This is a genomic window from Pseudomonas sp. TNT2022 ID642, from assembly GCF_028656995.1.
In the GTDB taxonomy this organism is placed as follows: Bacteria; Pseudomonadota; Gammaproteobacteria; order Pseudomonadales; family Pseudomonadaceae; genus Aquipseudomonas.
In genome coordinates this window covers 40,690-65,644 of record NZ_JAMDGW010000020.1, presented here as the reverse complement: position 1 = coordinate 65,644, position 24,955 = coordinate 40,690, and the positions used below count along the sequence as shown (strand labels likewise).

23 protein-coding genes and 1 tRNA gene are annotated in these 24,955 nt (G+C 59.4%); 8 read left to right on the top strand and 16 right to left on the bottom strand.

What is annotated here, in order from left to right:
- Positions 1 to 83: 83 nt before the first annotated feature.
- Positions 84 to 2,099, bottom strand: coding sequence for an excinuclease ABC subunit UvrB (gene uvrB, locus M5G26_RS20855; RefSeq protein WP_007913411.1), 2,016 nt, complete (start codon positions 2,097 to 2,099; stop codon positions 84 to 86).
- Positions 2,100 to 2,436: 337 nt separating this feature from the next.
- Here uvrB and M5G26_RS20850 point away from each other — a divergent pair, with 337 nt between their 5' ends.
- Both M5G26_RS20850 and M5G26_RS20845 read left to right on the top strand, forming a co-directional pair.
- The gene (locus M5G26_RS20850; RefSeq protein ID WP_134174331.1) at positions 2,437 to 3,633 is read left to right on the top strand and encodes an amino acid aminotransferase; all 1,197 of its coding nucleotides are present in this window, start codon (positions 2,437 to 2,439) and stop codon (positions 3,631 to 3,633) included.
- Between the two features lie 223 nt (positions 3,634 to 3,856).
- Positions 3,857 to 4,057 carry a hypothetical protein gene (locus M5G26_RS20845; RefSeq protein WP_053118898.1) on the top strand — a complete coding sequence of 67 codons (201 nt, stop codon included), beginning with the start codon at positions 3,857 to 3,859 and terminating at the stop codon, positions 4,055 to 4,057.
- On the opposite strand, the gene M5G26_RS20840 is transcribed toward M5G26_RS20845, so the two are convergent.
- Positions 4,054 to 4,284 carry a hypothetical protein gene (locus M5G26_RS20840; RefSeq protein ID WP_273916361.1) on the bottom strand — a complete coding sequence of 77 codons (231 nt, stop codon included), beginning with the start codon at positions 4,282 to 4,284 and terminating at the stop codon, positions 4,054 to 4,056. The genes M5G26_RS20845 and M5G26_RS20840 overlap by 4 nt on opposite strands.
- Positions 4,285 to 4,504: 220 nt before the next feature.
- Here M5G26_RS20840 and M5G26_RS20835 point away from each other — a divergent pair.
- Positions 4,505 to 4,580 (top strand) — tRNA-Asn (locus M5G26_RS20835).
- A 229-nt stretch (positions 4,581 to 4,809) separates the two neighbouring features.
- Here M5G26_RS20835 and M5G26_RS20830 read toward each other — a convergent pair.
- The gene (locus M5G26_RS20830; RefSeq protein ID WP_122597539.1) at positions 4,810 to 6,333 is read right to left on the bottom strand and encodes a nucleobase:cation symporter-2 family protein; all 1,524 of its coding nucleotides are present in this window, start codon (positions 6,331 to 6,333) and stop codon (positions 4,810 to 4,812) included.
- 254 nt (positions 6,334 to 6,587) lie between these two features.
- Between M5G26_RS20830 and M5G26_RS20825 the strand changes: the two genes are divergently transcribed.
- Positions 6,588 to 6,872, top strand: coding sequence for a BrnT family toxin (locus tag M5G26_RS20825; protein WP_273916418.1), 285 nt, complete (start codon positions 6,588 to 6,590; stop codon positions 6,870 to 6,872).
- Between the two features lie 3 nt (positions 6,873 to 6,875).
- The gene (locus tag M5G26_RS20820; RefSeq protein ID WP_134174337.1) at positions 6,876 to 7,202 is read left to right on the top strand and encodes a BrnA antitoxin family protein; all 327 of its coding nucleotides are present in this window, start codon (positions 6,876 to 6,878) and stop codon (positions 7,200 to 7,202) included.
- Here M5G26_RS20820 and M5G26_RS20815 read toward each other — a convergent pair.
- Both M5G26_RS20815 and xth read right to left on the bottom strand, forming a co-directional pair.
- A complete protein-coding gene (locus tag M5G26_RS20815) occupies positions 7,199 to 8,032 on the bottom strand; it encodes an arylamine N-acetyltransferase family protein (RefSeq protein WP_134174339.1) in 834 nt (277 codons plus the stop codon). The two genes, M5G26_RS20820 and M5G26_RS20815, sit on opposite strands and share 4 nt — an antisense overlap.
- Before the next feature lie 101 nt (positions 8,033 to 8,133).
- Entirely contained in the window at positions 8,134 to 8,928 is a 795-nt protein-coding gene (gene xth, locus M5G26_RS20810; protein ID WP_273916360.1) for an exodeoxyribonuclease III, read from the bottom strand.
- Positions 8,929 to 9,057: 129 nt separating this feature from the next.
- On the opposite strand from xth, the gene M5G26_RS20805 reads away from it, so the two are divergent.
- Complete coding sequence (locus M5G26_RS20805) at positions 9,058 to 9,639, top strand: GNAT family N-acetyltransferase (RefSeq protein ID WP_273916359.1); 582 nt, start codon at positions 9,058 to 9,060, stop codon at positions 9,637 to 9,639.
- 3 nt (positions 9,640 to 9,642) lie between these two features.
- On the opposite strand, the gene M5G26_RS20800 is transcribed toward M5G26_RS20805, so the two are convergent.
- The 3 genes from M5G26_RS20800 to M5G26_RS20790 all read right to left on the bottom strand — a co-directional run bounded on the left by M5G26_RS20800 (position 9,643) and on the right by M5G26_RS20790 (position 12,882).
- A complete protein-coding gene (locus tag M5G26_RS20800; protein WP_273916358.1) occupies positions 9,643 to 11,085 on the bottom strand; it encodes a mechanosensitive ion channel family protein in 1,443 nt (480 codons plus the stop codon).
- Positions 11,086 to 11,302: 217 nt separating this feature from the next.
- A complete protein-coding gene (gene ycaC / locus M5G26_RS20795; RefSeq protein ID WP_273916357.1) occupies positions 11,303 to 11,929 on the bottom strand; it encodes an isochorismate family cysteine hydrolase YcaC in 627 nt (208 codons plus the stop codon).
- Between the two features lie 86 nt (positions 11,930 to 12,015).
- Positions 12,016 to 12,882 carry a pirin family protein gene (locus tag M5G26_RS20790; RefSeq protein ID WP_150694510.1) on the bottom strand — a complete coding sequence of 289 codons (867 nt, stop codon included), beginning with the start codon at positions 12,880 to 12,882 and terminating at the stop codon, positions 12,016 to 12,018.
- A 104-nt stretch (positions 12,883 to 12,986) separates the two neighbouring features.
- On the opposite strand from M5G26_RS20790, the gene M5G26_RS20785 reads away from it, so the two are divergent.
- Both M5G26_RS20785 and dkgB read left to right on the top strand, forming a co-directional pair.
- On the top strand, positions 12,987 to 13,895 hold the full coding sequence (locus M5G26_RS20785; protein ID WP_273916356.1) for a LysR substrate-binding domain-containing protein: 909 nt from the start codon (positions 12,987 to 12,989) through the stop codon (positions 13,893 to 13,895).
- Between the two features lie 211 nt (positions 13,896 to 14,106).
- A complete protein-coding gene (gene dkgB / locus M5G26_RS20780) occupies positions 14,107 to 14,910 on the top strand; it encodes a 2,5-didehydrogluconate reductase DkgB (protein WP_134174351.1) in 804 nt (267 codons plus the stop codon).
- Between the two features lie 11 nt (positions 14,911 to 14,921).
- Here the strand turns inward: dkgB and M5G26_RS20775 are convergent, their stop codons facing one another.
- The 8 genes from M5G26_RS20775 to M5G26_RS20740 form a co-directional block, all read right to left on the bottom strand.
- Positions 14,922 to 18,140: a transporter substrate-binding domain-containing protein gene (locus M5G26_RS20775; RefSeq protein ID WP_273916355.1), complete on the bottom strand. Its 3,219-nt coding sequence runs from the start codon at positions 18,138 to 18,140 to the stop codon at positions 14,922 to 14,924.
- 10 nt (positions 18,141 to 18,150) lie between these two features.
- The gene (locus M5G26_RS20770; RefSeq protein WP_134174356.1) at positions 18,151 to 18,777 is read right to left on the bottom strand and encodes a response regulator transcription factor; all 627 of its coding nucleotides are present in this window, start codon (positions 18,775 to 18,777) and stop codon (positions 18,151 to 18,153) included.
- Positions 18,778 to 18,912: 135 nt separating this feature from the next.
- Positions 18,913 to 19,356, bottom strand: a complete 444-nt coding sequence (locus M5G26_RS20765; RefSeq protein ID WP_273916354.1) for a chemotaxis protein CheY — start codon at positions 19,354 to 19,356, stop codon at positions 18,913 to 18,915.
- Positions 19,357 to 19,433: 77 nt separating this feature from the next.
- A complete protein-coding gene (locus tag M5G26_RS20760; RefSeq protein ID WP_273916353.1) occupies positions 19,434 to 20,699 on the bottom strand; it encodes an EAL domain-containing response regulator in 1,266 nt (421 codons plus the stop codon).
- Positions 20,700 to 20,727: 28 nt separating this feature from the next.
- Positions 20,728 to 21,138, bottom strand: coding sequence for a hypothetical protein (locus tag M5G26_RS20755; protein WP_273916352.1), 411 nt, complete (start codon positions 21,136 to 21,138; stop codon positions 20,728 to 20,730).
- Between the two features lie 167 nt (positions 21,139 to 21,305).
- A complete protein-coding gene (locus M5G26_RS20750) occupies positions 21,306 to 23,489 on the bottom strand; it encodes an autotransporter outer membrane beta-barrel domain-containing protein (protein WP_273916351.1) in 2,184 nt (727 codons plus the stop codon).
- A 230-nt stretch (positions 23,490 to 23,719) separates the two neighbouring features.
- Positions 23,720 to 24,493 (bottom strand): OmpA family protein, encoded by a 774-nt coding sequence (locus M5G26_RS20745; protein ID WP_273916350.1) that lies wholly within the window; start codon positions 24,491 to 24,493, stop codon positions 23,720 to 23,722.
- Positions 24,494 to 24,503: 10 nt separating this feature from the next.
- Positions 24,504 to 24,917 (bottom strand): DUF4398 domain-containing protein, encoded by a 414-nt coding sequence (locus tag M5G26_RS20740; protein WP_245398035.1) that lies wholly within the window; start codon positions 24,915 to 24,917, stop codon positions 24,504 to 24,506.
- Between the last annotated feature and the right edge of the window lie 38 nt (positions 24,918 to 24,955).

The following is a 24,955-nucleotide window of genomic DNA, read 5'->3' as shown; positions in this document are numbered from 1 at the left end:
TTGGTGTTCACAAATTTCGTGTACGCCATCAATCCTTGTGGGAGCTGGCTTGCCAGCGATGGGGCCCGACCAGGCAACATCAATCAAACTGCCAAAAGCCGCTCGCGCAGTTTGGCAATCTCGTCGCGCATCTGCGCCGCCGCTTCAAACTCCAGATCCCGCGCCAGTTGATACATCTTCTCTTCCAGCGCACGAATGCGTTTGGTGATCTCGCTCGGCGAGCGCAGTTCGGCTTCGTACTTGGCGTTCTCTTCGGCAGCCTTGGCCATGCCTTTGCGCTTCTTGCTGCGCGAGCCCGGCACGGTGGCGCCTTCCATGATGTCGGCGACGTCCTTGATCACACCGCGCGGGGTGATGCCGTTTTCCAGGTTGAACGCTATCTGCTTGTCGCGACGCCGCTCGGTCTCGCCAATCGCCCGCTCCATCGAACCGGTCATGCGATCGGCGTAGAGAATCGCCCGCCCATTAAGGTTCCGCGCCGCCCGGCCAATAGTCTGAATCAGCGAGCGCTCGGAACGCAGGAAGCCTTCCTTGTCGGCATCAAGAATCGCCACCAGCGACACTTCCGGCATGTCCAGGCCTTCACGCAGCAGGTTGATCCCCACCAGCACATCAAAGGTGCCGAGGCGCAGATCACGGATGATTTCCACGCGCTCAACGGTGTCGATGTCCGAGTGCAGATAACGCACGCGCACGCCGTGGTCGGCGAGGTAATCGGTAAGGTCTTCGGCCATGCGCTTGGTCAGCGTGGTGACCAGCACCCGCTCCTCGACCGCCACGCGTTTGCTGATTTCCGAGAGTAGATCGTCGACCTGAGTCAGCGCCGGACGTACTTCTACCTGCGGGTCGACCAGACCGGTCGGCCGTACCACTTGCTCGACCACGCGTCCGGCGTGCTCGGCTTCGTAGTTGCCCGGGGTTGCCGAAACAAAAATGGTCTGCGGGCTGACCCCTTCCCACTCGTCAAAACGCATCGGCCGGTTGTCCAGTGCCGACGGCAGACGGAAGCCGTATTCGACGAGGGTTTCCTTACGCGAACGGTCGCCCTTATACATCGCGCCGACCTGCGGCACGCTGACGTGGGACTCGTCGATCACCAGCAACGCATCGGCCGGCAGGTAGTCGTAAAGGGTTGGCGGCGCGGCACCGGCCGGACGCCCGGACAGATAGCGCGAGTAGTTTTCGATGCCGTTGCAGTAGCCCAGTTCGAGGATCATTTCCAGGTCAAAACGGGTGCGCTGCTCCAGCCGCTGGGCTTCCACCAGTTTGTTGTTGCTGCGCAGGTATTCGAGGCGCTCCTGCAATTCGACTTTGATGTGTTCGATGGCGTCGAGCAGGGTTTCCCGTGGCGTCACATAGTGGCTCTTCGGGTAAAAGGTGAAGCGCGGCATCTTGCGGATGACTTCGCCGGTCAGCGGATCGAATGCAGAAATGCTTTCGACCTCGTCATCGAACAGCTCGATGCGGATCGCTTCCAGATCGGATTCCGCCGGGTAGATGTCGATCACATCGCCGCGCACACGGAAGGTCGCGCGGGCAAAATCCATGTCGTTGCGGGTGTATTGCAAGTCGGCCAGACGCCGCAACAGCGCACGCTGATCGAGCTTGTCGCCGCGATCGACGTGCAAAACCATTTTCAGATAGGTTTCCGGGCTACCCAGACCGTAAATGCACGACACCGTGGTGACGATGATCGCGTCCTTGCGCTCGAGCAGCGCTTTGGTTGCTGACAGACGCATCTGCTCGATGTGGTCGTTGATCGACGCATCCTTCTCGATGAAGGTGTCGGACGACGGCACATAGGCTTCCGGCTGATAGTAGTCGTAGTAGGAGACGAAATACTCGACGGCGTTGTTCGGGAAGAACGCCTTGAACTCGCCGTACAACTGCGCGGCCAAGGTCTTGTTCGGCGCCAATACCAGCGTCGGGCGCTGTATCTGCGAGATGACATTGGCGATGCTGAAGGTCTTGCCCGAGCCGGTCACACCGAGCAGCGTCTGGTGCGCCAGCCCGGCCTCGATGCCCTCCACCAATTGGCGGATGGCTTCTGGCTGGTCGCCGGCGGGCTCGAAGCGGGTGACGAGCTGGAATTCGGACATATACACCTCTGGGATCGCGGTATTCCGAGCAAAGCGGAACACCACGGGGACGACCGCAAACGACCGGTGTCGCGCAAGAAAAAACCTGGATTGTGCTCAATGTGGTGGCGATTGCCTCACCTTTCAAGGCAAACGTCCTACATCCGGTAAAGACTCTGACACGGGCAGTCGACTAACGGTCAAGAAATAATCGGAAAAACTTACCCTAAAAGCCGAATCGCCTGTCGCCATTGTTCAGTAATGGCCTCTATACTAGCTCCCCGTTTGTGCACCGCTCTAGTGCATCCGGCTGGAGCGCGACACGTCCCTCCATTCTCCATTCAGAGCCGCCGCAATAATGAGCCTGTTCTCCGCTGTCGAAATGGCACCCCGCGATCCAATCCTGGGCCTCAACGAAGCATTCAACGCCGATACCCGGACCACCAAGGTCAACCTGGGCGTTGGCGTGTACTGCAACGAAGAGGGGCGAATTCCACTTCTGCGCGCCGTGATCGAAGCCGAGACGATTCGCGTCGCTCAACACGCTTCGCGCGGTTACCTGCCGATCGATGGCATCGCTGCCTACGACCAGGCCGTGCAAAAGCTGCTGTTCGGCAACGACTCGCCGCTGATCAGCGCCGGTCGCGTCATCACCACTCAGGCCGTCGGCGGGACCGGCGCACTGAAAATCGGTGCCGACTTCCTCAAGCAACTGCTGCCGAACGCTGTCGTGGCGATCAGCGACCCGAGCTGGGAAAACCACCGCGCGTTGTTCGAAACCGCCGGTTTCCCGGTGCAGAACTACCGTTACTACGACGCCGCCACCCACGACGTTAACCGTGCCGGCATGCTCGACGACCTCAACGCCCTGCCGAACGGCTCGATCGTTATCCTCCACGCTTGCTGCCACAACCCGACCGGCGTCGACCTGACCCCGGCGGACTGGAACAACGTGCTGGACGTGGTCAAAGCCAAAGGTCACGTGCCGTTCCTCGACATGGCCTATCAGGGTTTTGGCGACGGTATCGACGAAGACGCCGCTGCGGTGCGTCTGTTCGCTGAATCCGGCCTGACTTTCTTCGTGTCGAGTTCGTTCTCCAAATCGTTCTCGCTGTACGGTGAGCGCGTTGGCGCCCTGTCGATCATCAGCGAATCGAAAGAAGAAAGCGCGCGCGTGCTGTCGCAAGTCAAACGCGTGATCCGCACCAACTACTCCAACCCGCCAACCCACGGTGCGAGCATCGTTGCTGCGGTGTTGAACAGCCCGGAACTGCGCGCACAGTGGGAAGCCGAACTGGCTGAAATGCGTCTGCGCATTCGCGGCATGCGCGAGCAGATGGTTGCCCTGCTGGCGGAAAAAGCCCCGGGCCGCGACTTCAGCTTCGTCGGTCGTCAGCGCGGCATGTTCTCCTACTCCGGCCTGACCACTGAACAAGTGCATCGCCTGCGTAACGAGTTCGGCATCTACGCCCTGGACACCGGCCGCATTTGCGTGGCTGCGCTGAACCAGAGCAACATCAAGGCAGTGACGGATGCGATTGTTCAGGTCATCTGATTTCGCCGCGTGATGAAAAACGGGAAGCCTTTGGGCTTCCCGTTTTTTATTGTCACGAAACAACCCCCACAACCTCTAGACTGCACACAATCCAAATTGTGGGAGCGAGCCTGCTCGCGAATGCGGTGGGTCAGTCGCCATCACTGATGCTGACAAACCGCATTCGCGAGCAGGCTCGCTCCCACAGGTTATGCGTACATCCGAGATTTTTGAGAGAAACCAAATGAAAAACGACAACCTGCGCGCCGACCGTGACGATCTGGATGATTTCATCCCCCGCGCCTCGGCCAAACGCGAAAAAAGCCTGGTGCTGCAAGTAGCGGCCGGGGTGTTTCTCGGTGGCCTGGTGCTGTGGCTGGTGCAACTGGCAGCCACCGCGGCCTATGCCAAACTGATGCTGGGCACCATCACCTTCGGCAGTTAAGCCAGTTCCGTCGCGCGCTGAGTCGCAGCATCGTCATAGACGACGTACAGCGATTCGGCGATCTGGCTTTTGATCGCCTTGGTGCTTTCCAGACCGAGGACGAACCCTTCGGCCTTGCCGCCAGCGCGGTTCAGCTCTTCAGGGGTGCTGGCCTGGGTGATTGCATCAAAGAGTTTTTCGGCGTGGGGACCGACGCCCTTGGGCAGGCTGATTTGCGCGATGCTCATGCGAACACCTTGTTGTTGCGGATTAAACGGTTCATGACGCGGACCTTTTTCGGCGAATGGCCGGCAGCGCGTGTGACCACTTCCGGGCGGCCATGGTAGACCTCTGCTGCAGTTCTGGTAACCGCCAATCGCAGACAAACCACCGTCCGTCCCGAGGATTCAGCTAATTTCACAACCCATGCTTGACTTCTCTTTTTGAATCAGTAACATACGCACCAATTCCGCAATAGCTCAGTTGGTAGAGCAAATGACTGTTAATCATTGGGTCCCTGGTTCGAGTCCAGGTTGTGGAGCCAAATAGCAAAGCCCCTGAATCGAAAGGTTCAGGGGCTTTTTTGTGGGCGCTCGAAAAGATCAGAAGATCGCAGCCTTCGGCAGCTCCTACAGATTCAGCGTTCATCCGCAGAATCAGCGGAGTATGAGATCTGTGTAGGAGCTGCCGAAGGCTGCGATCTTTTGATCTTGAAATGAAAAAGGGCCGATCTGCGGTTAACAGATCGGCCCTTTTCTATTCAGAGACAGCCGTCAGACATGCTCGCTGCTTTTCACCTGCACCTTCGGCGCACCGTGCCCATGGTCGTGATCATCCGGCTCGATGACTGGCACTTCCTTGCCATCGCAGTCATGCAGCTTGCCGTCGCTGAAGTAATCGCCTTCACGCAGCGCCGCCAGATCGCGGTAACGCAAAGTCCGCTCTTCCGCCGCGGCAAACACCGACTGCTGATCCGAGTTACCGGCGGTGAAGTGGTTGAACGCCAGGTTGAGCAGAATCGCCATGATCGCCGACGAGCTGATGCCCGAGTGGAAAATGGTCGCAAACCAGCTCGGGAAGTGATCGTAGAAGTTCGGCGCAGCAATCGGGATCATGCCGAAACCGATCGAAGTGGCGACGATGATCAGGTTGACGTTGTTGCGGTAATCAACCTTGGACAGCGTGCGGATACCACTCGCCGCCACCGTACCGAACAGCACGATACCGGCGCCGCCGAGTACCGAAGTCGGTACCGCAGCGATGACCCGCCCCATGAACGGCAGCAGGCCAAGGATCACCAGGAAGATACCGCCAGTGGCCACTACATAGCGGCTCTTGATTCCGGTCACCGCCACCAGCCCGACGTTCTGGGCGAAGGCGCTCTGGGTGAACGATCCGAAAATCGGCGCAAACATGCTCGACAGCATGTCCGCCCGCAGGCCATTGCCCAGACGTTTGGAATCGACTTTGGTGCCGATGATTTCACCGACCGCAAGAATGTCTGCCGAAGTTTCTACCAGCGTCACCATGACCACGATGCACATCGACAGGATCGCGGCGAAGTGGAAGGTTGGCATGCCGAAGTGAAACGGCGTCGGGAAGCCGAACATCGGCCCGGTGGTGACGTTGGAGAAGTCCGCCATGCCAAGGAATACCGCCAGTATCGTGCCGATCACCATGGCCAACAGGATCGACAGACGCGAGATGGTCGAGCTGCCGACCTTGCTCAGCAGCAACACCAGCACCAGCGTGACCGCCGCCAGACCGATGTTCTGCATGCTGCCGAAGTCCGGCGCGTGGCTGTTGCCGCCCATCGCCCAGCGTGCGGCCACCGGCATCAGCGTCAGGCCGATGGTGGTGATCACGATGCCGGTGACCAAGGGCGGAAAGAACTTGGTGATACGAGAGAACACCGGCGTGATCAGCAGCCCTATCAAGGAGGCGGCAATCACCGCACCCAGCACCGACTGAAAGCCACCCTCCCCGCCACTGCTGACGATCGCGACCATGGTCGCCACACCGGAGAACGACACGCCCTGCACCAGCGGCAATTGACAGCCAAAAAACGGTAGACCCAGGGTTTGCAGCAGCGTCGCCAGCCCCCCCGCAAACAATGAAGCAGCAATCAACAAACCTATGTCTGCCGGCGACAGGCCGGCCGCCTGGCCGATGATCAGTGGCACCGCAACGATACCGCCGTACATGGTCAGAACATGTTGCAGGCCGTAAGCCATATTCGCGCCGACCCCGAGATTTTCATCCTCGGGCCGTTGGTGTGAAACATGGGGCGTTTTCATGGTGGGGGGTTCCCTGGTTTTTGTTATGCGCACACTGTATTCAATACTCACGACAAATGTCCATAGAGTTGTATACAACTTGTCAGTCACATAATGGATAGGTAGCCACCCAACCTTCTATCCCGCCGCTTGCATCCCCCACAAATCCGGCAACACATGCGCTTCTGTGTTTGCGCCAACGCCCACTAGGCTGAAGTGTTCATGGCGACCAGCGGCGCAGTCGCACTCTTCTTTATACATATAAAGTATGCATAATTAAGTCATTCACTATTCAGTACGACAAAAGCAAGAACGCAGCCAACAAACTCAAGCACAAAGGCGTCAGCCTCGCCGAAACTGAACCGGTCTTCCACGACGAACGAGCACTGACGGTCGAGGACAACGATCATGACGAACAACGCTGGATCACTATTGGCCTCGACGGCAAAGGGCGACTGCTGGTCGTTGCTTACAGTTACCGGGACGCGAATGTCGTTCGAATCATTTCTGCACGTGTCGCCACACCGAGCGAGCGTTGCGCTTATTTTCTGGAGGCTTGACCGATGAAAGACGAATATGACTTTTCTCAGGGCAAACGCGGCGCAGTGGCGTCAAACAAAGGCAAAACCCGCATCACCATCATGCTCGACGACACCGTCATCGAAGCGGCGCGTACGGTCGCCGAGAACGAAGGGTTCGGTTATCAGACGGTGATCAATAACACCCTGCGTCATGCGTTGCTGGATGCCGCTGCAAAACCGGAACAAGTCGAATCGAGCGGACAATTCAAGAAGGGCATCACCGCCGCCGACCTCAAGAGCCTCGAGAAAAAGCTGTCGGCAGCGGTTGGGGAAATCCGTCGAGTGCTGGAGCCCGACGTCAAACCCTAGACGGAGACCGGCGCGATTATCCGCGCCAAAGACTGCCGCACGTGAGGTACATCAGCCAGGTGCAGATCAAACTCGCGCGCCAGCAATTCAATCAACTCACCGACTTCCGTCATCTCGCGCCGCTCACTGCTGGCGCCCATGCGATGGATGGCGAAACTGCCGTTGTTCAGGGTCTTGCGCCAGCCCTCCCCGGTGCGCGCGACCATCAGGCGTTGGCTGAACGGTGACTCAGGATGGGTCGAGACGTACCAGTTGCCAATGGTGTAATCGATGTCTTCCTGGCGTTGCAGATCGAACAGGTACATCGATCGCCATTCACCCGCCACGTTGGCACGCAGCATGTAGCCGTCGGCCTGCTGTTCTATGCGATAGGGTTCGTGCGGGGTGGCCTGCTCGGCCTCAGTGTCGAGGAGCAGCGGCGCGGTGGGCACCATGCCGCCAAAACCTACGTCCGTGATGTAGCGCACGCCGTCGATGGTCACCAGACTCAAGCGGTGCGTGCGTGCCGTCCAGCTGCCCTCGGGCTGATTCATCACCACGCGCCCGCTGATGGCCCGGGCATCGAAGCCCAATTCAAGCAACAGGGCGAAGAACAGGTTGTTGAGTTCGTAGCAGTAACCACCACGGCCACCGACGAGGATTTTTGCTTCGATGGACGGCAGATCGATCAACACCGGCGCCCCGGTGATTGTCGCCAGGTTCTCGAAGGGGAACACGCCGGTGTGACGCAATTGCAACAGGCGCAGCGTTGCCAGCGTCGGTGCCGGCGGCGCATCAAACCCCAGACGCTGCAGGTACAGCTTCAGATTCGTCAGGCGTGGCTCACTCATTGCTCAGTCCTTTTGCATGGGGCCGCAGTTCACTGCGTTGATGGTCGCCATGTATACGGGATCCGGCACTGGTTTCGACAATTGATTTCGCCAATCGCCCGCTAGCGTTTCTTGCGTGAACCGATACGGATCCACGTCGGCGCATGGTCACTGGCGTGCGGTTCGTTGCGCACCCAGGCGTCTACTCCGGCCTCGTGCAAATACGGACTCAGTGCCGGGTTGAGCAAGAGATGATCGATGCGCAGACCGGAGTTGGTTTGCCAGTGTTGGCGGAAGTAGTCCCAGAACGTATAAAGCCGATCTTCGGGATACAAATGGCGCAGCGAGTCCGTCCAGCCTTGATCGAGCAAGCGTTGATAACACTCGCGGCTCTCGGGTTGCAATAACGCATCCTTGAGCCAGGAACGGGTGTTGTAGATGTCCATGTCGGTGGGCACGACGTTGTAGTCACCGGCCAGTACCACCGGGTGATCGCTGCTTTGCAGGTCCTTCGCATAGCTGATCAGCCTTTCGAACCAGGCCAGTTTGTAATCGAACTTCGGCCCCGGCTGCGGATTGCCGTTGGGCAGGTACAGGCAGCCGACCAGTACGCCATGCACCGCTGCTTCCAGATAACGGCTGTGCTGGTCATCGGGATCGCCCGGCAATCCGCGCCGACTCTCCAGCGGTTGCGCGTTACGGGCGAGAATCGCCACGCCGTTCCACGAGGCTTGTCCCTGCCAGATCGCGCCGTAACCGGCGGCTTCCAGTTCTGCTGCGGGAAAGGCCGTGTCGACCGATTTGAGTTCTTGCAGACAGGCGATATCCGGTTGTTCGCGCTTGAGCCAGTCCAACAGGTTGGGCAGGCGTGCACGCAAACCATTGACGTTATAAGTGGCGATCCGCAGGTTTTTCATCGGCTGAGGCTCCTGCCCTTGGGCTGTAAAAAATCTGACCCTGTGACACTCGCGGCGGTTGCATCGGATCGGCCTGCTGCGGCGTAATAAGCGCTCGCCATTCGCCCGCACTGCCGAGACCGCAATCCCATGTCAACCACGCTGCAAGGTCAGCGCATCCTTTTGCGCCCGCTTGAGTATTCAGATGCCGCCGCCCTGCTCCACGCTGCCGCCGACGGCGAGTTGTGGAACCTCACCGTCACTGTGGTGCCGTCGGCCAGCACCGTCGACAGCTACCTGAAAAAAGCCCTCGATGGCCGTGACGCCGGCACGGTGATGCCGTTTGTCATTGTCTTGAAAGACACTGGCGAAGTGATCGGCTCAACGCGCTTCTGGAAGATCGACCCGCTCAATCGCAAGCTGGAAATCGGCAGCAGCTGGATTGCGGCGCGCTGGCAGAAGTCTTTCGTCAACACCGAAGCCAAGTACCTGATGCTGTGTCACGCCTTCGACGTGCTCGATTGCGTGCGCGTGCAGTTCACCACCGACGAAAACAATCAGAAGTCACGCAACGCGATTCTGCGACTTGGCGCACAACAGGAAGGCATTGTCCGTCATGAGCGGATCATGCCGGACGGGCGCAAGCGCAATTCGGTACGGTTCAGCATCATCGACGACGAGTGGCCGCAGGTGCGTCTGCACCTGGAACAGAAACTCGCTGCCTACGCATAACCATCAGGCGCGGTTGCGCAGCCATTGCAGGAAGCCTTTCTTAGGCGCCACCACCGGCGCTTCCTCGGTCAGCGATTGCGCCTTGTGCAGGCGATAATCGAGCAAGGCTTGCATCGCATCGTTGATGTCGTGACGGGCGTCGAGGCACGGCTTGAGGTAGGACTTTTCAATGCGGTACAGCACGCAAAAGGTTTTCGCCGAAAAGTCCGCCGGCAGCGAGGAATCGGACAGAATCCCCGCCTCGCCGATGACCTCGCCCGGCCCCATGCGGCCGGACTCGAACGGCGTGCCGTGGCGCTTCAACGTCACCGACACCACGCCTGACTCAATAATGAACAGGTGATCGCTGACCTCCCCGCCCGCCAGAATGACTTCGCCGGCACGAAAGGTTTGCAGGTTCATGTTCTGGCTGAAGGTGTCTTTCTCTTCCTGACGCAGGGTCGAGAAGATCGGCGAGCTGTCGAGCAACGCCCTTGGCCGCGACAGGTTGCTCGGCACGCTGCTTTCATCGCTCGACAGCAGATTGACCCCGGACGCCTGCAAGTGCCGATACGCCAGGTCGAACAGCTGATTGCGCACCACGCGCTTCTCGCCCATCGATGCAACGAAGCCACTGATCTCGTATTCCGCACCACTGCTGCCGGAGCTTTTCAGTGCGACGCTCGGTGCAGGTGTATCGAGCAACTGGCGACAGCCCTGCATCGCCCGCTCCAGTGCATCGATCACCGAACTGGGCCGCGCGTGCGGGCTGACCTGCACACTGACCGCGACGCCGAACATATTGCTCGGCCGACTGAAGTTGATGATCTTGGCCTTGGCCGCCAGCGAGTTGGGAATCACCGCCATGCTGCCCTGACTGGTTTGCAGGCGCGTGGCACGCCAGTCGATGTCGGTGACCCGGCCTTCGGTGCCGTCGATGGAAATCCAGTCATCCAGTTGATACGGCTTGGTGGTGTTGAGGACGATCCCGGAGAACACGTCACTGAGCGTGCTCTGCAAGGCCAGACCGACGATGATCGCCAACGCGCCAGACGTCGCCAGCACGCCTTTGACCGGAAGATCCAGCACATACGCCAGCGCCGCAATGATCGCGATAAGGAAAATCACCGCGCCGAGCAGATCCTGCAGCAGCCGCCCGGTGTGGCCGACCCGTTGCATCATCACCGCACCGATCAACACCGTCAGGGTGCGCGCGCCGAACAGCCACCAGCCAATCTGCAACCCGGTCGCTGCCAGGTGCAGCGGCACGTTGTCGGCCCACGGCGCCGGCTCCATCGGGTTGAGGCCTTCGTTGAACAGCAGCACGCTGAACAAGGTGAAAATCAGCACCCTCACCAGCAGTTTCCACTCACTCCCATGGGAGCTGATCAAGCGCCATAACCCTAGATCGAGGAGGATCAGGATCAGCGCGCAAAACAACGGATGTTCGGTGAGCAGAGACAGCATCAAACAACTCCGACGAAGGCCAATCGCGAGAAGATCGCACAGATTGAGCAAGTGTAGGAGCAATTGATTTCAGAGGATGAACACGATCTCACTGACAACAAAAAAACCTGTAGGAGCTGCCGAAGGCTGCGATCTTTTGATTTTGATTTTTTAAGGATCAAGATCAAAAGATCGCAGCCTTCGGCAGCTCCTACAGGGGATTGCAGGTGTGGCGGGGTTATTTGCCGTTGGTCAGGCTGTTGTAGCTGGTGAACAGGTTTCGGTAATCCGGGATGTGATTGGAGAACAGCGTGCCCAGCCCTTCAATGTCGTTGCGCCAGTCGCGGTGCAGCTCACAGGCCAGACCGAACCAGGTCATCAATTGCGCCCCAGCCGTGGACATGCGATTCCACGCCGATTCGCGGGTCAGTTCGTTGAACGTACCCGAAGCATCGGTGACCACAAATACATCAAAGCCTTCCTCCAGTGCCGACAGCGCCGGGAACGCCACGCAAACTTCCGTCACCACACCGGCAATGATCAACTGTTTCTTGCCGGTGGCCTTGATTGCCTTGACGAAGTCTTCGTTGTCCCAAGCGTTGATCTGCCCCGGGCGGGCGATGTACGGCGCGTCCGGGAACAGTGCTTTCAGTTCCGGCACCAGCGGGCCGTTGGGGCCGGTTTCGAAACTGGTGGTAAGGATCGTCGGCAGCTTGAAGTACTTGGCCAGATCGGCCAGGGCCAGCACGTTGTTCTTGAATTTGTCCGGATCAATATCGCGTACCAGCGACAGCAGCCCGGCCTGGTGGTCGACCAGCAGCACTGCGGCGTTGTTCTTGTCCAGACGTTTGTATTGAGTGTTCATGGGCGTTTCCTCTTTTCTATAGGCAACAGCCATCCCTGGCCTGCGAACCGGCCTACGCATCCTGTGTAGAGCGGAGTGGTAGTGCGTTAAGCGTGCATCTGGCCGAAGCGGCCGGACTGGAAGTCGGCGAAGGCCTGATGGATTTCCTGCTCGGTGTTCATCACGAACGGGCCGTGGCCGACGATCGGTTCGTCGATCGGCTCGCCGCTGAGCAGCAACACCACCGCGTCCTGGCTGGCTTCGAGCGTCATCTGATGGCCGTCACGCTCGAACAGCGCCAACTGCCCTTCGCGCACCGATTCCACTCCGTTGACCTGAATCGAACCTTTCAACACCACCAGCGCGGTGTTGCGGCCTTCGTGCAGATCGAGCGTCAGCAACTTGCCGGCGTTCAGGCGCAGATCCCACACATCAATCGGTGTGAAAGTGCGCGACGGGCCGGTGTGGCCATCGAACTCACCAGCGATCAGCCGCAGGCGACCGGCGTTGTCCTTGAGCGCAATGCTCGGGATGTCGCTGTCGAGAATGGTCTGGTAGCCCGGCGCGGCCATTTTGTCTTTGGCCGGCAGGTTGACCCACAACTGGACCATTTCCAGTTTGCCGCCGGTTTTGGCGAAGTTTTCCGAATGGAATTCCTCGTGAAGGATCCCGGAAGCGGCGGTCATCCATTGCACATCGCCCGGGCCGATCACGCCGCCGCTGCCGGTCGAGTCGCGGTGCTGCACTTCGCCTTCATAAACGATAGTCACGGTTTCGAAACCACGGTGCGGATGCTGACCAACGCCACGCCGTTCGGTGGTCGGGGTGAAATCGGCCGGGCCGGCATGATCGAGCAGCAGGAACGGGCTGATGTGTTTGCCCAGGTTGTCGTAGGAAAACAGCGTGCGAACCGGGAAACCATCGCCGACCCAATGGCCGCGCGGGCTGGTGTAGATACCGATGATGTTTTTCATGGTTGTCTCCAATGGGGTGAGTGATGCGATGGATTAAGCTTAAATCCATGACCATTAATGCACTAGACTGCAAAAATCAGCCTTAGCGTTCTATCTGGAGAACGATGGTGGAAGACCTCAACACCCTCTACTACTTCACCCAAGTGGTCGAACACCACGGTTTCGCCGCCGCCGGGCGCGCACTGGACATGCCCAAATCAAAGCTCAGCCGGCGTATTTCCGAATTGGAGGAGCGCCTCGGCGTGCGCTTGCTGCACCGCACCAGCCGCCATTGTTCGTTGACCGAAATCGGTCAGGCCTATTACCAGCGCTGCCTGGCCATGCGCGTCGAAGCCGAAAGCGCCGCCGAGCTGATCGAACGTAACCGCTCCGAACCGCAGGGGCTGGTGCGCCTGAGTTGCCCGACGGCGCTGCTCAACTCGTGGGTCGGGCCGATGCTCACGCGCTACATGCTCAAATACCCGCTGGTGGAATTGTTTATCGAGAGCACCAACCGCCGCGTCGATCTGCTGCACGAAGGCTTCGACATCGCGCTGCGAGTGCGCTTTCCGCCGCTGGAGAACACCGACATGGTCATGAAGGTGCTCGGCAACAGCACACAATCGGTGGTCGGTAGCCCGCAGTTTGTCGAACGCCTGTCGGCACCGCCCTCGCCCGCCGATCTCAACGGTTTGCCGAGCCTGCATTGGGGCGCGGCGCAGCGCGAATATCAGTGGGAGTTGCTCGGGCCGAATGACAACACGGCGCTGATTCGCCATACGCCGCGTATGGTCACCGATGATTTGATTGCCTTGCGCCAGGCGGTGATTGCCGGGGTTGGCGTGGCGCATCTGCCGAGCGTGGTGGTGCGTGAAGATATCGCCGCCGGGCGCGTGGTGGAGCTGATTCCTGGCTGGGCGCCGAAGTGCGGCGTGGTGCATGCGATCTTTCCGTCGCGGCGCGGGTTGTTGCCGTCGGTGCGCACGTTGATTGATTTTCTCGGGGAGGAGTTTGCCCTCAGTGACATTGCCTGAATCGGTGGTCTCGAGAGCAGGCTCGCTCCCACATGAGCACGCATTCCAATGTGGGAGCGAGCCTGCTCGCGAAGAGGCCAGCCCGGACAACACAAATCCTGAAAATGATTCATGACTTCTGATCAACAGTGCTTTGTTCCGCCAGCGGTTTTTCTCAACCATCCGGATGCGGATACTCCTGCCCATTCCCACTGCAACCCTGGAGTCTTTCATGTCTGTACCCGCTTTCGGTCTTGGTACGTTTCGTCTGCAAGGCCAAGTGGTCATCGATTCGGTGAGCACCGCCCTTGAACTCGGCTACCGGGTCATCGACACCGCGCAAATCTACGAAAACGAAGCCGATGTCGGCGCGGCCATTGCGGCCAGCGGCATCCCGCGCGACGAGCTGTTCATCACCAGCAAGATCTGGGTCGCCAACTTCGCCAAAGATCGCCTGATCGACAGCCTCAAGGAAAGCCTGGAAAAACTGCAGACCGACTACCTCGACCTGACCTTGATTCACTGGCCATCGCCGGAAAACCAGGTCCCGGTCGAAGAATTCATGGGCGCGCTGCTGGAGGCCAAGCGCCTGGGCCTGACCCGGCAGATCGGTGTGTCCAACTTCACCATCGATTTGATGAAGCAGGCGATTGCTGCGGTCGGTGCAGAAAACATCGCGACCAACCAGATCGAACTGCACCCGTATTTGCAAAACCGCAAGGTGGTCGAGTTTGCCCGCAGCCAAGGTATCCACATCACCTCGTACATGACCCTCGCCTACGGTGAAGTGTTGAAAGATCCGTTGCTCCAGCAGATCGCCGAACGCCTGCAGGCGACACCGGCGCAAGTCACCCTGGCCTGGGCCATGCAGTCGGGCTACGCGGTGATCCCGTCGTCGACCAAACGCGACAACCTGCAAAGCAACCTTGCCGCCACCGCACTGACGCTAAGCGACGCCGATATGGCGCTGATTGCCACGCTTGATCGCGGCCATCGCCTGACCAGCCCGAAAGGCATCGCGCCGCACTGGGACTGACCCGACACGCGTCAGATGTGCAGACGTTGCGCGAGGCTGGCCATGGCCTCGCGCAACGTTTCGCTCGCCACGTCCAGCGGCGCCGCGTGCGTCTCGCGACACGCCTGCTCCAGTGCAACACACGCTGCCACTACCCGCGCCGCACCGACCATCTGCGCCCCGCCCTTGATGTGATGCGCCAGTTCACGCAGCCCTGCGCGATCCTGCTCTCGCTGCAATACTTCCAGACGTTGCAGATCGAGCTGCAAGCTGTTCAACACTTCCTTGCGCAACTGCCCGATCAATGCACGATCATCCCCAGCCATTTGCTCCAATGTGCTCAGGTCGATTTCCGCCAGCGCCGGCACCTCGCCAGGGTCTAGCGTCATTTCGCAATGACTGGCCGCCGTCAACGCCTGCGCGAGGTCGTGCAAGCGGATCGGTTTGAACAGACATTCGTCCATGCCGGCATTCAGGCAACGCGTCCGCTCCTCAGCCTGCGCGTTGGCAGTAAAGCCAAGAATCAGACAGGGTTGGCGGTCGGCAAGCGCTTCCTCATCACGGATCGCGCGCGCCAGTTGATAACCGCTGCGCCGCGGCATGTTGCAATCGGTAATCACCACATCGAACGCCTGCGTGCGCCATCGCTGCAGGCCCTCCTCACCGTTCTCGGTGTCGACCGTGCGATGGCCGAGTTCACTCAACTGCCAGCACAGCAGCAAGCGGTTCACCGGATGATCGTCCACCACCAGCACATTCAGTGAACAGCTCGCAGCCACCACGGCTTGCGCGGTTGCAGCGGGTTGAGCGAGGGCGGCCAACAGCGGCAGTTCCAGACTGACTTCGACTTGCGTTCCCTCACCCGGTGCACTGTCGAGTCGCAGCGTGCCGCCCATCATTTCGCAGAGGCTGCGACTGATCACCAGCCCCAGTCCGGAACCGCTGCGGGCCGACTGCAAGTGATTGCTCGCCTGCACGAACGGACTGAACAGCCGTCGCCGGTCATCGTCACTGATCCCCACCCCACTGTCTTCAATGACCACCCTCACAGCCAGTCGCTCGGCCGTCGCTGCGGTCACCACCAGCCGCAGACTGACCTCGCCCTCTTCGGTGAACTTGATCGCATTGCTCAGCAGATTCGACAGCACTTGTTTGCAGCGCGTCGGGTCGATCAGCACATCAACGTTGCTGCGGGCATCCAGTTCGATGTGCCACAGCAAACGCTTCTGCCGTGCCAGCCCTTCGAACACCCGGCACACCGACACCACCAGTTCGCGCAGATTGGCGCGCTCCGGCGCGAGGGACAAATGCCCGGCCTCGATCCGCGCGATGTCGAGAATGTCGCCGATCAGTGCGAGCAATTGTTGCCCGGCGTTGGACGCCACCTGAATCGCCAAGCGATCGGTCACACCTTCTTCAGCCCTTTTCAGCGCCAGTTCAAGCATGCCGATCAAGGCATTCATCGGTGTACGGATTTCATGGCTCATGGTCGCCAGAAACGTGGTTTTCGCCCGATTGGCGTCGTCCGCCGCGTCCTTGGCTTCCTGCAATTGCTGCAACCACTGCTGACGCCGGCGAATCTGCTGGCGCTGAAAAACGATCCAGGCCAGTGCCAGCGCCAGCAAAACCGCTGCGCCGGCAAAGCCCAGAAGAATCTCGCGACGATGCTGTAACCAGTAACTGTCATCCACCACCACATCGTGGCTCCAACGCTCAACCAACTCGTCCATTTGCTGCGGAGCAATGCTCAACAGCGCCTTGTTCAGGATCGAATGCAATGCCGGCATTTGCGGCGCCGTCGCCAGCGCAATGCGCGCCGGTTGATCACCGATCGTACCGCTGATGCGCAGACGCTCGCGGTAGTGACGGGCGATCAGAAAGCGCGCTACCAGCAACGAGCTGACCGTAGCGTCAACCTGGCCTTTGGCGATCAACGCCATGCCTTCGGCGGGGCTTTTGACTTCGATCAGACGGATGCGCGGCACCCGCTCCAATAGATATCCGCGCAACGGGTGGCCGCGATAGATCGCCAGCCGTTTATCGTTCAGGTCATCAAGGTTGAGCGGCCCCGGCGCGGCGATTGCACTGACCAGCACAAAGGGATTGTTCAGATAGGCGCGGGTAAATTGCAGTTCGGTTTCGCGCTCGCTGCTCGGCGTCACCACCGGCAAGACATCCAGTTCGCCGGCCTTGAGCTGTTCGATCTGGCGATCCAGCGACGTTCCGCGCACAACTTCGAAGTTCAGCCCGCTGCGCTGACTGATCAAGCTCAACAGTTGCGCCGACAATCCGCTGAAGCGTCCGTCGGCGTCAAAAAAAGTCAGCGGCGCGAAATCTTCGACGACACCGACCCGGATCAGCGGATGCTGATCCAGCCATACCTGCTCACTGGCACTGAGCTGCACCCGCGACTGCTCAGCCATCTCGGCAAGGCCAGCGCTCCAGCGCTGTTCGATACGTTGGCGACGCTCCATGGGAACAGCCGCCAACGCCTGATCGACGATGCGTTTGAGGCGTACATTGCTGCGCAACAGGGCAAAAGCGAACGCATTGGCGTCCAGCCCTGCGGGGCCGGCCAGTTGCAGGTCGTTACGATAATTGGTGTTGATCAGGTAGTTGGCACTGATGAAGTCGCCCAGATACACATCATCAGCGCCGAACGCCACCGCCCCGAGTGCATCCATCGCCGAAGGGTAGCGCTGCACGCTGACCTGGGGATAGAAGGCTTGTACGCTCGCCAGTGGCAGATAGTCCTCGACCATGGCCAGGCGCTTGCCGACCAGATCGCTCGGCAACGGCTCTTCGAGTCGAGTCACCAGCATCGGTTGATCTTCGGCGTAGGCACGGGACAGGATGAAGTCCGGATCGGCGGCTTCAAAACTGTTGGAGGTCCCCAGCAGGTCGAGATCGCCGCGCTTGAGTGCCGCCATCACGTCATCGCGGTTGGCAAAACGCTGCACTTCGATGCGCACACCGAGCAACTGTGCCAGCAGATCGGCGTAATCCGCAGTGAGTCCTTCAAGTTCATGCTGATTGCGAGTGATCTCGAACGGAGGGTAATCCGGACCGGAAACGCCCATGCGCAACACCGGGTGCTGACCCAGCCATTGCCGGTCCTGTTCGTCCAGGCGCAACTGAGCGTTTTCCAGCGCGGTGCGGGTCAGCACTTGCAGCACGTGTGGCGTGTCACTCGCCCAGCAGGTGGCTATCAGACTCAGCCACAGCCAGAAAATCTGCCCTCCCTGCTTCATGTCCGCTCGCTCAGATCACATGATTGCGCTTGGCGAAATCGCGCAAGTGCACCGCTGAGCCGACCCCGAGTTTTTTCATCAGACGGGTTTTATAGGTACTGACGGTTTTGTGGCTCAGGTGCATGTCCTCAGCAATCGCCTTGTTGGACTTGCCCTGCCCCAGTTGCTCGAAAATGCTCAACTCACGATCGGAGAGCTGATCGATCATCTGTTTTTCCGTGGTTTGCACGGCATTCAGCGTGCTGAAGCTGTCCGGGAGCGAAGAAAAATAGGTATGCCCCGACATCACCGCCCGAATGGCGTTGCGCAGTTGCTCCAGTTGATTGGTTTTGGTTACGTAAGCCATGGCCCCGGCACGCACGCAGCGGTCCTGATAGAACATGGGTTCGTGTGTACTGAACACCAGCACGCGGCAAGCAAAATCATTGGCCTTGATCCGGGCAAGAACCTCCAGCCCGCCGAGTACCGGCAAATTCAGATCGAGTATCACCAATCGAGGCTGGTGTTCCCGAATCAGCGACACCACCTCGTTGCCTTGGGACGCCTCGTAGATCTGCTTGAATCCTGCGGCTTGCAATACGATCCGGATGGCGGCGCGCACCACCGGATGATCGTCGACGATCAGCGCTGACTTCATGGCCACTCCCGGTGCAAAGTCTGACGAACACGCCACCAAAGGGGGCTGATCCAGACTCAGTGGCTGCGCCGGGACTGTTACATGGAACGGCGGGCAAATCACCTGTCAGACCTGACAGTTGCAGCGAGTGAGTTTTTATGCATGAGCAACGATTTTCACCGGCGAGTACGACTGACCGGCTGACAAAAGCTGCCGCCTCGCGGGCGTATCGACTAGCGCCATCAGCTGACTGATCGACTGTTTTGAGGGCAGTGCCAAATGGCTGACTTGCACATTTTCCTGGGCGAAACCCGAGGCCTGCTGTAACGGCGCCGTGCATTCGTTGTAGATCAGCGCCTGACGAACCTGCGGGTTATCCAGAAAAAACCCCAGCAGATCCAGCGAGCCTGCGGCCAGCTCGGCATTGATGACCACCACATCGAACGGCTCGCAACCGTAGTCCACCAGGGTCAGCAGCTCGGTGAGGTTCTGCACCGGTGCAATGCGGTAATAATTGAGGCCGTTGAACAGCCGCTCGATTTTCATCCGGTGAAAATGCTGAGGGTCTGCGATCAGGATGCGCAGGGCTTTATTGATCATGATCGATCTCCCGGGTTCACGGTTTCTGGGTGCGGCAAGACTACGCAAGACACTAGGCAGGTTCTGTAGGACTTTTCCTAAAAAAGTGGTGACCCCTCCGAGTCCTGCCTATCACCGTGCCGTTGTAACCAATGCAACAACTCAGCCCCGGCCATCGGCCGCGCGTACCAGTAGCCCTGCCCTTGAGAGCACCCCAAGGCCAACAGTTCACGGCGCTGCGCATCGGTTTCGATCCCTTCGATCACCACATTCATGCCGAGGGTTTCGCCTAATGCCAGCGTGCTGCTGATCGCCGCCCGGCATCGCGGTTCGTGCTCAAGATTGCTAATGAATTCAGCGTCGAGCTTGATCTCGTTGAACGGCAACTGACACAAGCGCTGCAATGATGAGAAGCCGGCGCCGAAGTCATCGATCGACAGACGACAGCCCATCATTCGCAGGCGGACGAGGCTTTCCAGACTGGTGGCCGGCGCTTCGAGCAGACCGCTTTCAGTCAATTCGAAAGTCAGGCCCGCACCACTAGCGCCCTGCTGCGCCAGCAGGCTTTTCAAGGTGGCGGTGAGTTGAGCGTTGGCCAATTGAACAGCTTGCAGATTGAACGCGACATTCAAGGTAAAGCCCTGCTCGCGGGCACTTCGCTGTACACCCAGCGCCTGTTCGATCTGTGTGAAAAGCAACTCGTCGAGCAACCCGCAACGCTCCAGCACAGGCATGAACAGCGCGGGGGACAGGATGCCATGAGTCGGATGGAGCCAGCGGCAGAGCACCTCTACACCACAGACCTCACCGGTCTGCAGGTTGAATTTGGGCTGATACCAGGCCTGCAATTGCTGCTGAGCCAACGCTTGGCGAACCGCCGCCTCACTGGCCAGCGTCACGGCAGCGGCCGTTGGTTGTGCCGAAGCAGGTCTGTCGAGGGATTTGCGCAGCAGATTCGCCAGCACCTGCGAATGCAGCGGTTTGCCCACATCGCCAAGCAGTTCCAGGCCGAGCAACGCCACCATTTGATGCACCGCGCGGCGCAGGTCGGCCGACAATGAACTGCTGATGATCACCGACTTGACCTGCCCCGACGCACCCACCCGCTGCAGAAACTCCAGCCCGTCCATCCCCTCCATCTGCAAATCGCACAGGGCGACATCGACCGTACCGACCTCCTGCAAAAGCGCCAGCGCCTGAACGCCGTCACTGGCTTCGAAAACTTCGCGACAACCGAGGGTACGCAGCATGTTGACCGCCACCGAGCGCTGGAAAGCATGGTCTTCCAACACCAGCACACGCAGCGGCAGAGCAGGCACGGCGATTGAATCGTCGATGCCGGGAGCACGGTGTGTCGTGGCCAATCGCGTACTCGATCCGCCAGCAGAGGTCTCAAAGGTTGTGGGATTGTTCCTGAACATCGAGGTGCTCCAGCAGAGGGCCGAGGGTGTGCCGGTCCGGGGTGCGGATCAGCATCAACTGTCGTCGGTGGTTGGCATAAATCGTCTGAGCCTGTGGCAGGCCACGAACGGTGTCATGAATCACGCCGTGGCGAATCTGCGCATTGCTTGCAAAGAACCGCACGCAATCCACGCCGGCGGCAGCGACCAACTCAGCGTTGATGATCATCAGGTCAAAGTGCTGGAAGGGTTCGCTGGAGTAATGGGTCGCGCCCAACAGCTCACGAAACGAATGCACCCGCGTCAGTTCGCGACAGCCCAGTTCTTTAAAAGTCTTGCCGATTCGGGCGTGCAGCGCAGGCTGCCCGTCAGCAATCAGAATTCGCCAGCATTTGTAGGACATTGGTTTCGACAGTGATGGAAAGTGTCGCCGCTCGGGGCGTAAGAGGCGACACACTAGGCAAAACAGTCGCCAAATCATGTAGGACGAGTCTGAAAAAACACCCAGAAAGCTCCGGCGACCTTTCAAGATCAACGCCACGCCGGAAGGATCCGACGTGGCAACCCGACTCACCAAAGGTAGCGATAACCCAGGCTCACTCCGAATGGCTGTTCGATGCCATTGCCCTTGGCGTACTCGGTATCCAGCGAGATCTTGCTTTTCTCACTGACCTGCAACACGCCGCCGAAGCCAAGTTCGACGCGGTTGCCCGGCAGCTCGGCATCGAGCTTGCTGCCATTGACGCTGACCTTGCTGCTGCCGGCATGCTCGGTGATGTACGACGCTTTGACATACGGTTGGGCCTTCATGCCATTGCTCAGCTCCAGGCTACGACCGAACAGCGAACCGACACGGCTTTGCAGTGAATCCAGATCATCGGACTTGACGCGCAGGCCGTTGCTGGCGGTGTAACTGGCCCCTTGGGTGCGGGTCGCAGTGATTTCCAGTTGCGGCTCGACGAACCAGCCATCCTTCAGATTGATGCGCTTGCCAACCTCGATATCAGCACCGACACCATTAGTGCTGTAGGAACCTTTTACCGCTTGCCCCAGATTGTTCGGCGTTTTGATGTCCGTATCGAAACGGCTGTACTTCAGGACGCTGTCAACGTAGACGCCATTGTCATTGAGGTAGGTGGCGTAAATGCCGAACATGCGGCTGTCGATATCGCCCGACGCCCCTTCACCGAAATCCAGATCGGAACGCGCAGTACCGACCATGCCACCGACATAAATCTTGCCGCTGTCCACTGCGAAAGCCTTGTCGGCACCGATTTCCAGACCGCTGACGTCCTGGGAATAGGCGCGGCTGGAATGCTCGCTCACATCGAAACGCTTGCCGATGGCGCGGGTCCAGAGCCCCCCGTCATCCTCGCCCATGCGCAACTCGCCGAGGCGCTTGACCAGAGCGTTCATCTGCGCGTTCCACAGGCTGGCGCCGGCGGTGTGCGCGGCGATGGCGGCGTTGGCCCCTTTGGACAGGTTTTCCGGCGCCGGGTCGATCGGGCGCGGCGGTGGCGTCACAGGGCCCACCGGATCCGCGGGATCCACTGGATTGACCGGATCAACTGGCGTCACTGGCTCCACCGGATTGCCGGGGTCTACTGGCGTCTCTGGATCCACCGGCGTTACCGGATCAACCGGAATCGCTCCCCCGCTCGCCAGTACCCAGTCATCACCCTGTTGGCGCAAGGTATAGCGGAATGCACCCGCATCGACGTGGCCACCATACAGGGCGAATTTCGCGCTGCCGCCGTTCGTATCGACCAACAGCAAGCGGCCATCGGAGGTCGTCGGTTCATGACCGGTATCGCCGACGATCAGCGTGTGATCACCGCTGGCCATGCCGACGCCTTGCACGATCAGCAGATCATCACGCTGATTGGCGATATCGGTATTCATCAAAATGCTGCCGCTGCCGGACAGGGCATTGACCGTAAGCGTCTTGAACGTACCGTCGTTGCTGGGCGTAAACGCCAGACGACCGCCATTGAGGGTCAGCGAGTCCACCGTTTTCACGCCGTTCTCCATGACATTCACCGTGCCACCGGCGTCTGCCACCAGACCATTGGCTTGGGCGCCCGTGTAGAGATTGACCTGACCGCCATTGCTGACCGTGCTGTTGTTGGCCGTGCCGGTGTCGTACACGCTTTGCGTACCGCCTTGAACACGCGTGTCGTTGGCCACCGCCCCGCCAATCAAGCCACGGCGAAGGGTTTGCTCACCGCCGGCGTCAATCACGCTGCCGTTGGCCACCGCCATGTTGATCAGGTTTTGTGTGCCGCCAGCACCGACCTGAGTATCGTTGGCAATCGCCATGACATCCAGCGTCTGTACGCTGCCTGCATTGATCAGCGTGCGATTGGCCGTGGAACGTGTGACGGTCTGCTGACTGGCATTGAGCACGGTGTCATTGGCGATACCGCTGGTGCCCACCATCTGTGTGCCGCCGTTATTGACCACCGTGCCATGACTGACGCCACTGGAAACGTTCTGTGTCGCACCGTCCACCACGGTGTCGTAGGTCACACCGTTCTGAAATACGCTCTGCGTACCACTACCGCTGACCGTGGTGCGATGGGCTGTGCCGTTGGTTCCGATCGATTGAAGGCCTGTGGTGACGCTTTCGTCATAAATCACCGCCCCGCCATTGACTGAGGGGGTATAGGCACTGGCGTGCAGTGGCAGCAAAAACGCAACGGCGACGGCCACGGCGACAGGGTGGCGCTGGAACAACGGGGAACGGGTTTTCATCAACAGAACCTCACGTGCGCCCTCTTGGGCAACGGCGTAAATCGAGTTGAGTTCGAACCTCTGAGGGAACCGGTTCGCACTCGGGGAACCGGCAATTTAGAGAAGCGAAGGGATTTTCTGAGTAGGATTTTTCCTTGTCTTTGTAGGAAATTTCCCAAGAGCATTGATCGGTTTTGACCGATGCTCAAATGCAAGAAAGCGAGCCCGTTGCAGGCTCGCTTGATTGGTCTTCAGCCGCGTGCGCCAACCACGCTTGAACCATAAGAGATGATGACCTCCACCCGACGGTTGAGCTGACGGGAGCGGACATTACCGTTGTCGGCAATCGGGAACTGCTTGCCGTAGCCCTTGGTGATCAGCCGATCAGCGCCAATGCCCATTTGCTTGAGCGCGAACGCCACGGCTTCGGCACGCCGCTCCGACAAACGCTGATTGAAATCGTCGCCGCCGACATCGTCGGTAAACCCTTCGATGCGCACCTTGCGTTCAGGGTTGGCCGTCAGGTACTGCGCCAGTTGTTCGAAGTTGCGCTGGCTGCCGTACTTGAGATCGGCCTTGCCGGTGTCGAACAACACATCGCCGAAAGTGACGACTTCACCGCGCTGGGTTTTCTGCGCTTTCATCGCTTGCAGCGCCTTGAGCTGTTGAGTGCGCACGTCGAGTTGCACCTGAGTGCGCTCGGCGTCGATTTTCTTCAGACCCGCCTCGGCTTGGCGGCCGGCAATGGTCTGCTCGGCCAGGGCGATTTTCTGGCTGGCCAGATAGGCCAATTGATCGACTTGCGATGCCTGGCGGTCCTTCTGCGACGCCTGGTCGGCCGCGTTCAACGCCGTAAAGGCAGACTTGGTTTCAATAGCTGCGAGGGTGTTGGCTTCCGGCTTGTTTTGCAGCGCCGCGAACTGTTCGCGGGCTTGCAGCAGTTGCGGGTTTTCAGGCGGCGTGGCGCAACCGGCCAGCGTCAGAGCGATCAGCGAAGCGATGGGCAACAGTTTGAAATTCGACATGAACAAGTCCTTATTGAGCGCTGGCTGGCGGATTGAAACCGGTGACCGGGTCTTGCAGCATTTCCTGCTTGAGCACCTCAATGCCATTGCGTGCGTCAGCCAATTGTTTCTGCCATTTCACAGCGCGCGATTTACGTTCGGCGAGGTTGGCATCGGCTTCGATCTGTTCGGCCAACAACTTGGCTTGCGGGTAGTTTTTCTCACCGAGGGCGCGTTCCATCTGGAACATCTTGTCTTGCGCTGCCTTCATTTCCAACGGTGCGTATTGGGTTGCTTCGGCCGACACCGCACGGTTGACCGCGTCCTTGGACAAGCTGATCTGTTGCTCTGGAAGCGGCGCGCTGGCGCAGGCACTCAACGCCGCAGCGACGGCCAGTCCACAGACGGCCAATCGTGCACGGGAAGACATACGTGGAAGGGTCATCAACAGCTCCAAATGTTAACCAGTGAAGTGAGCTCGGC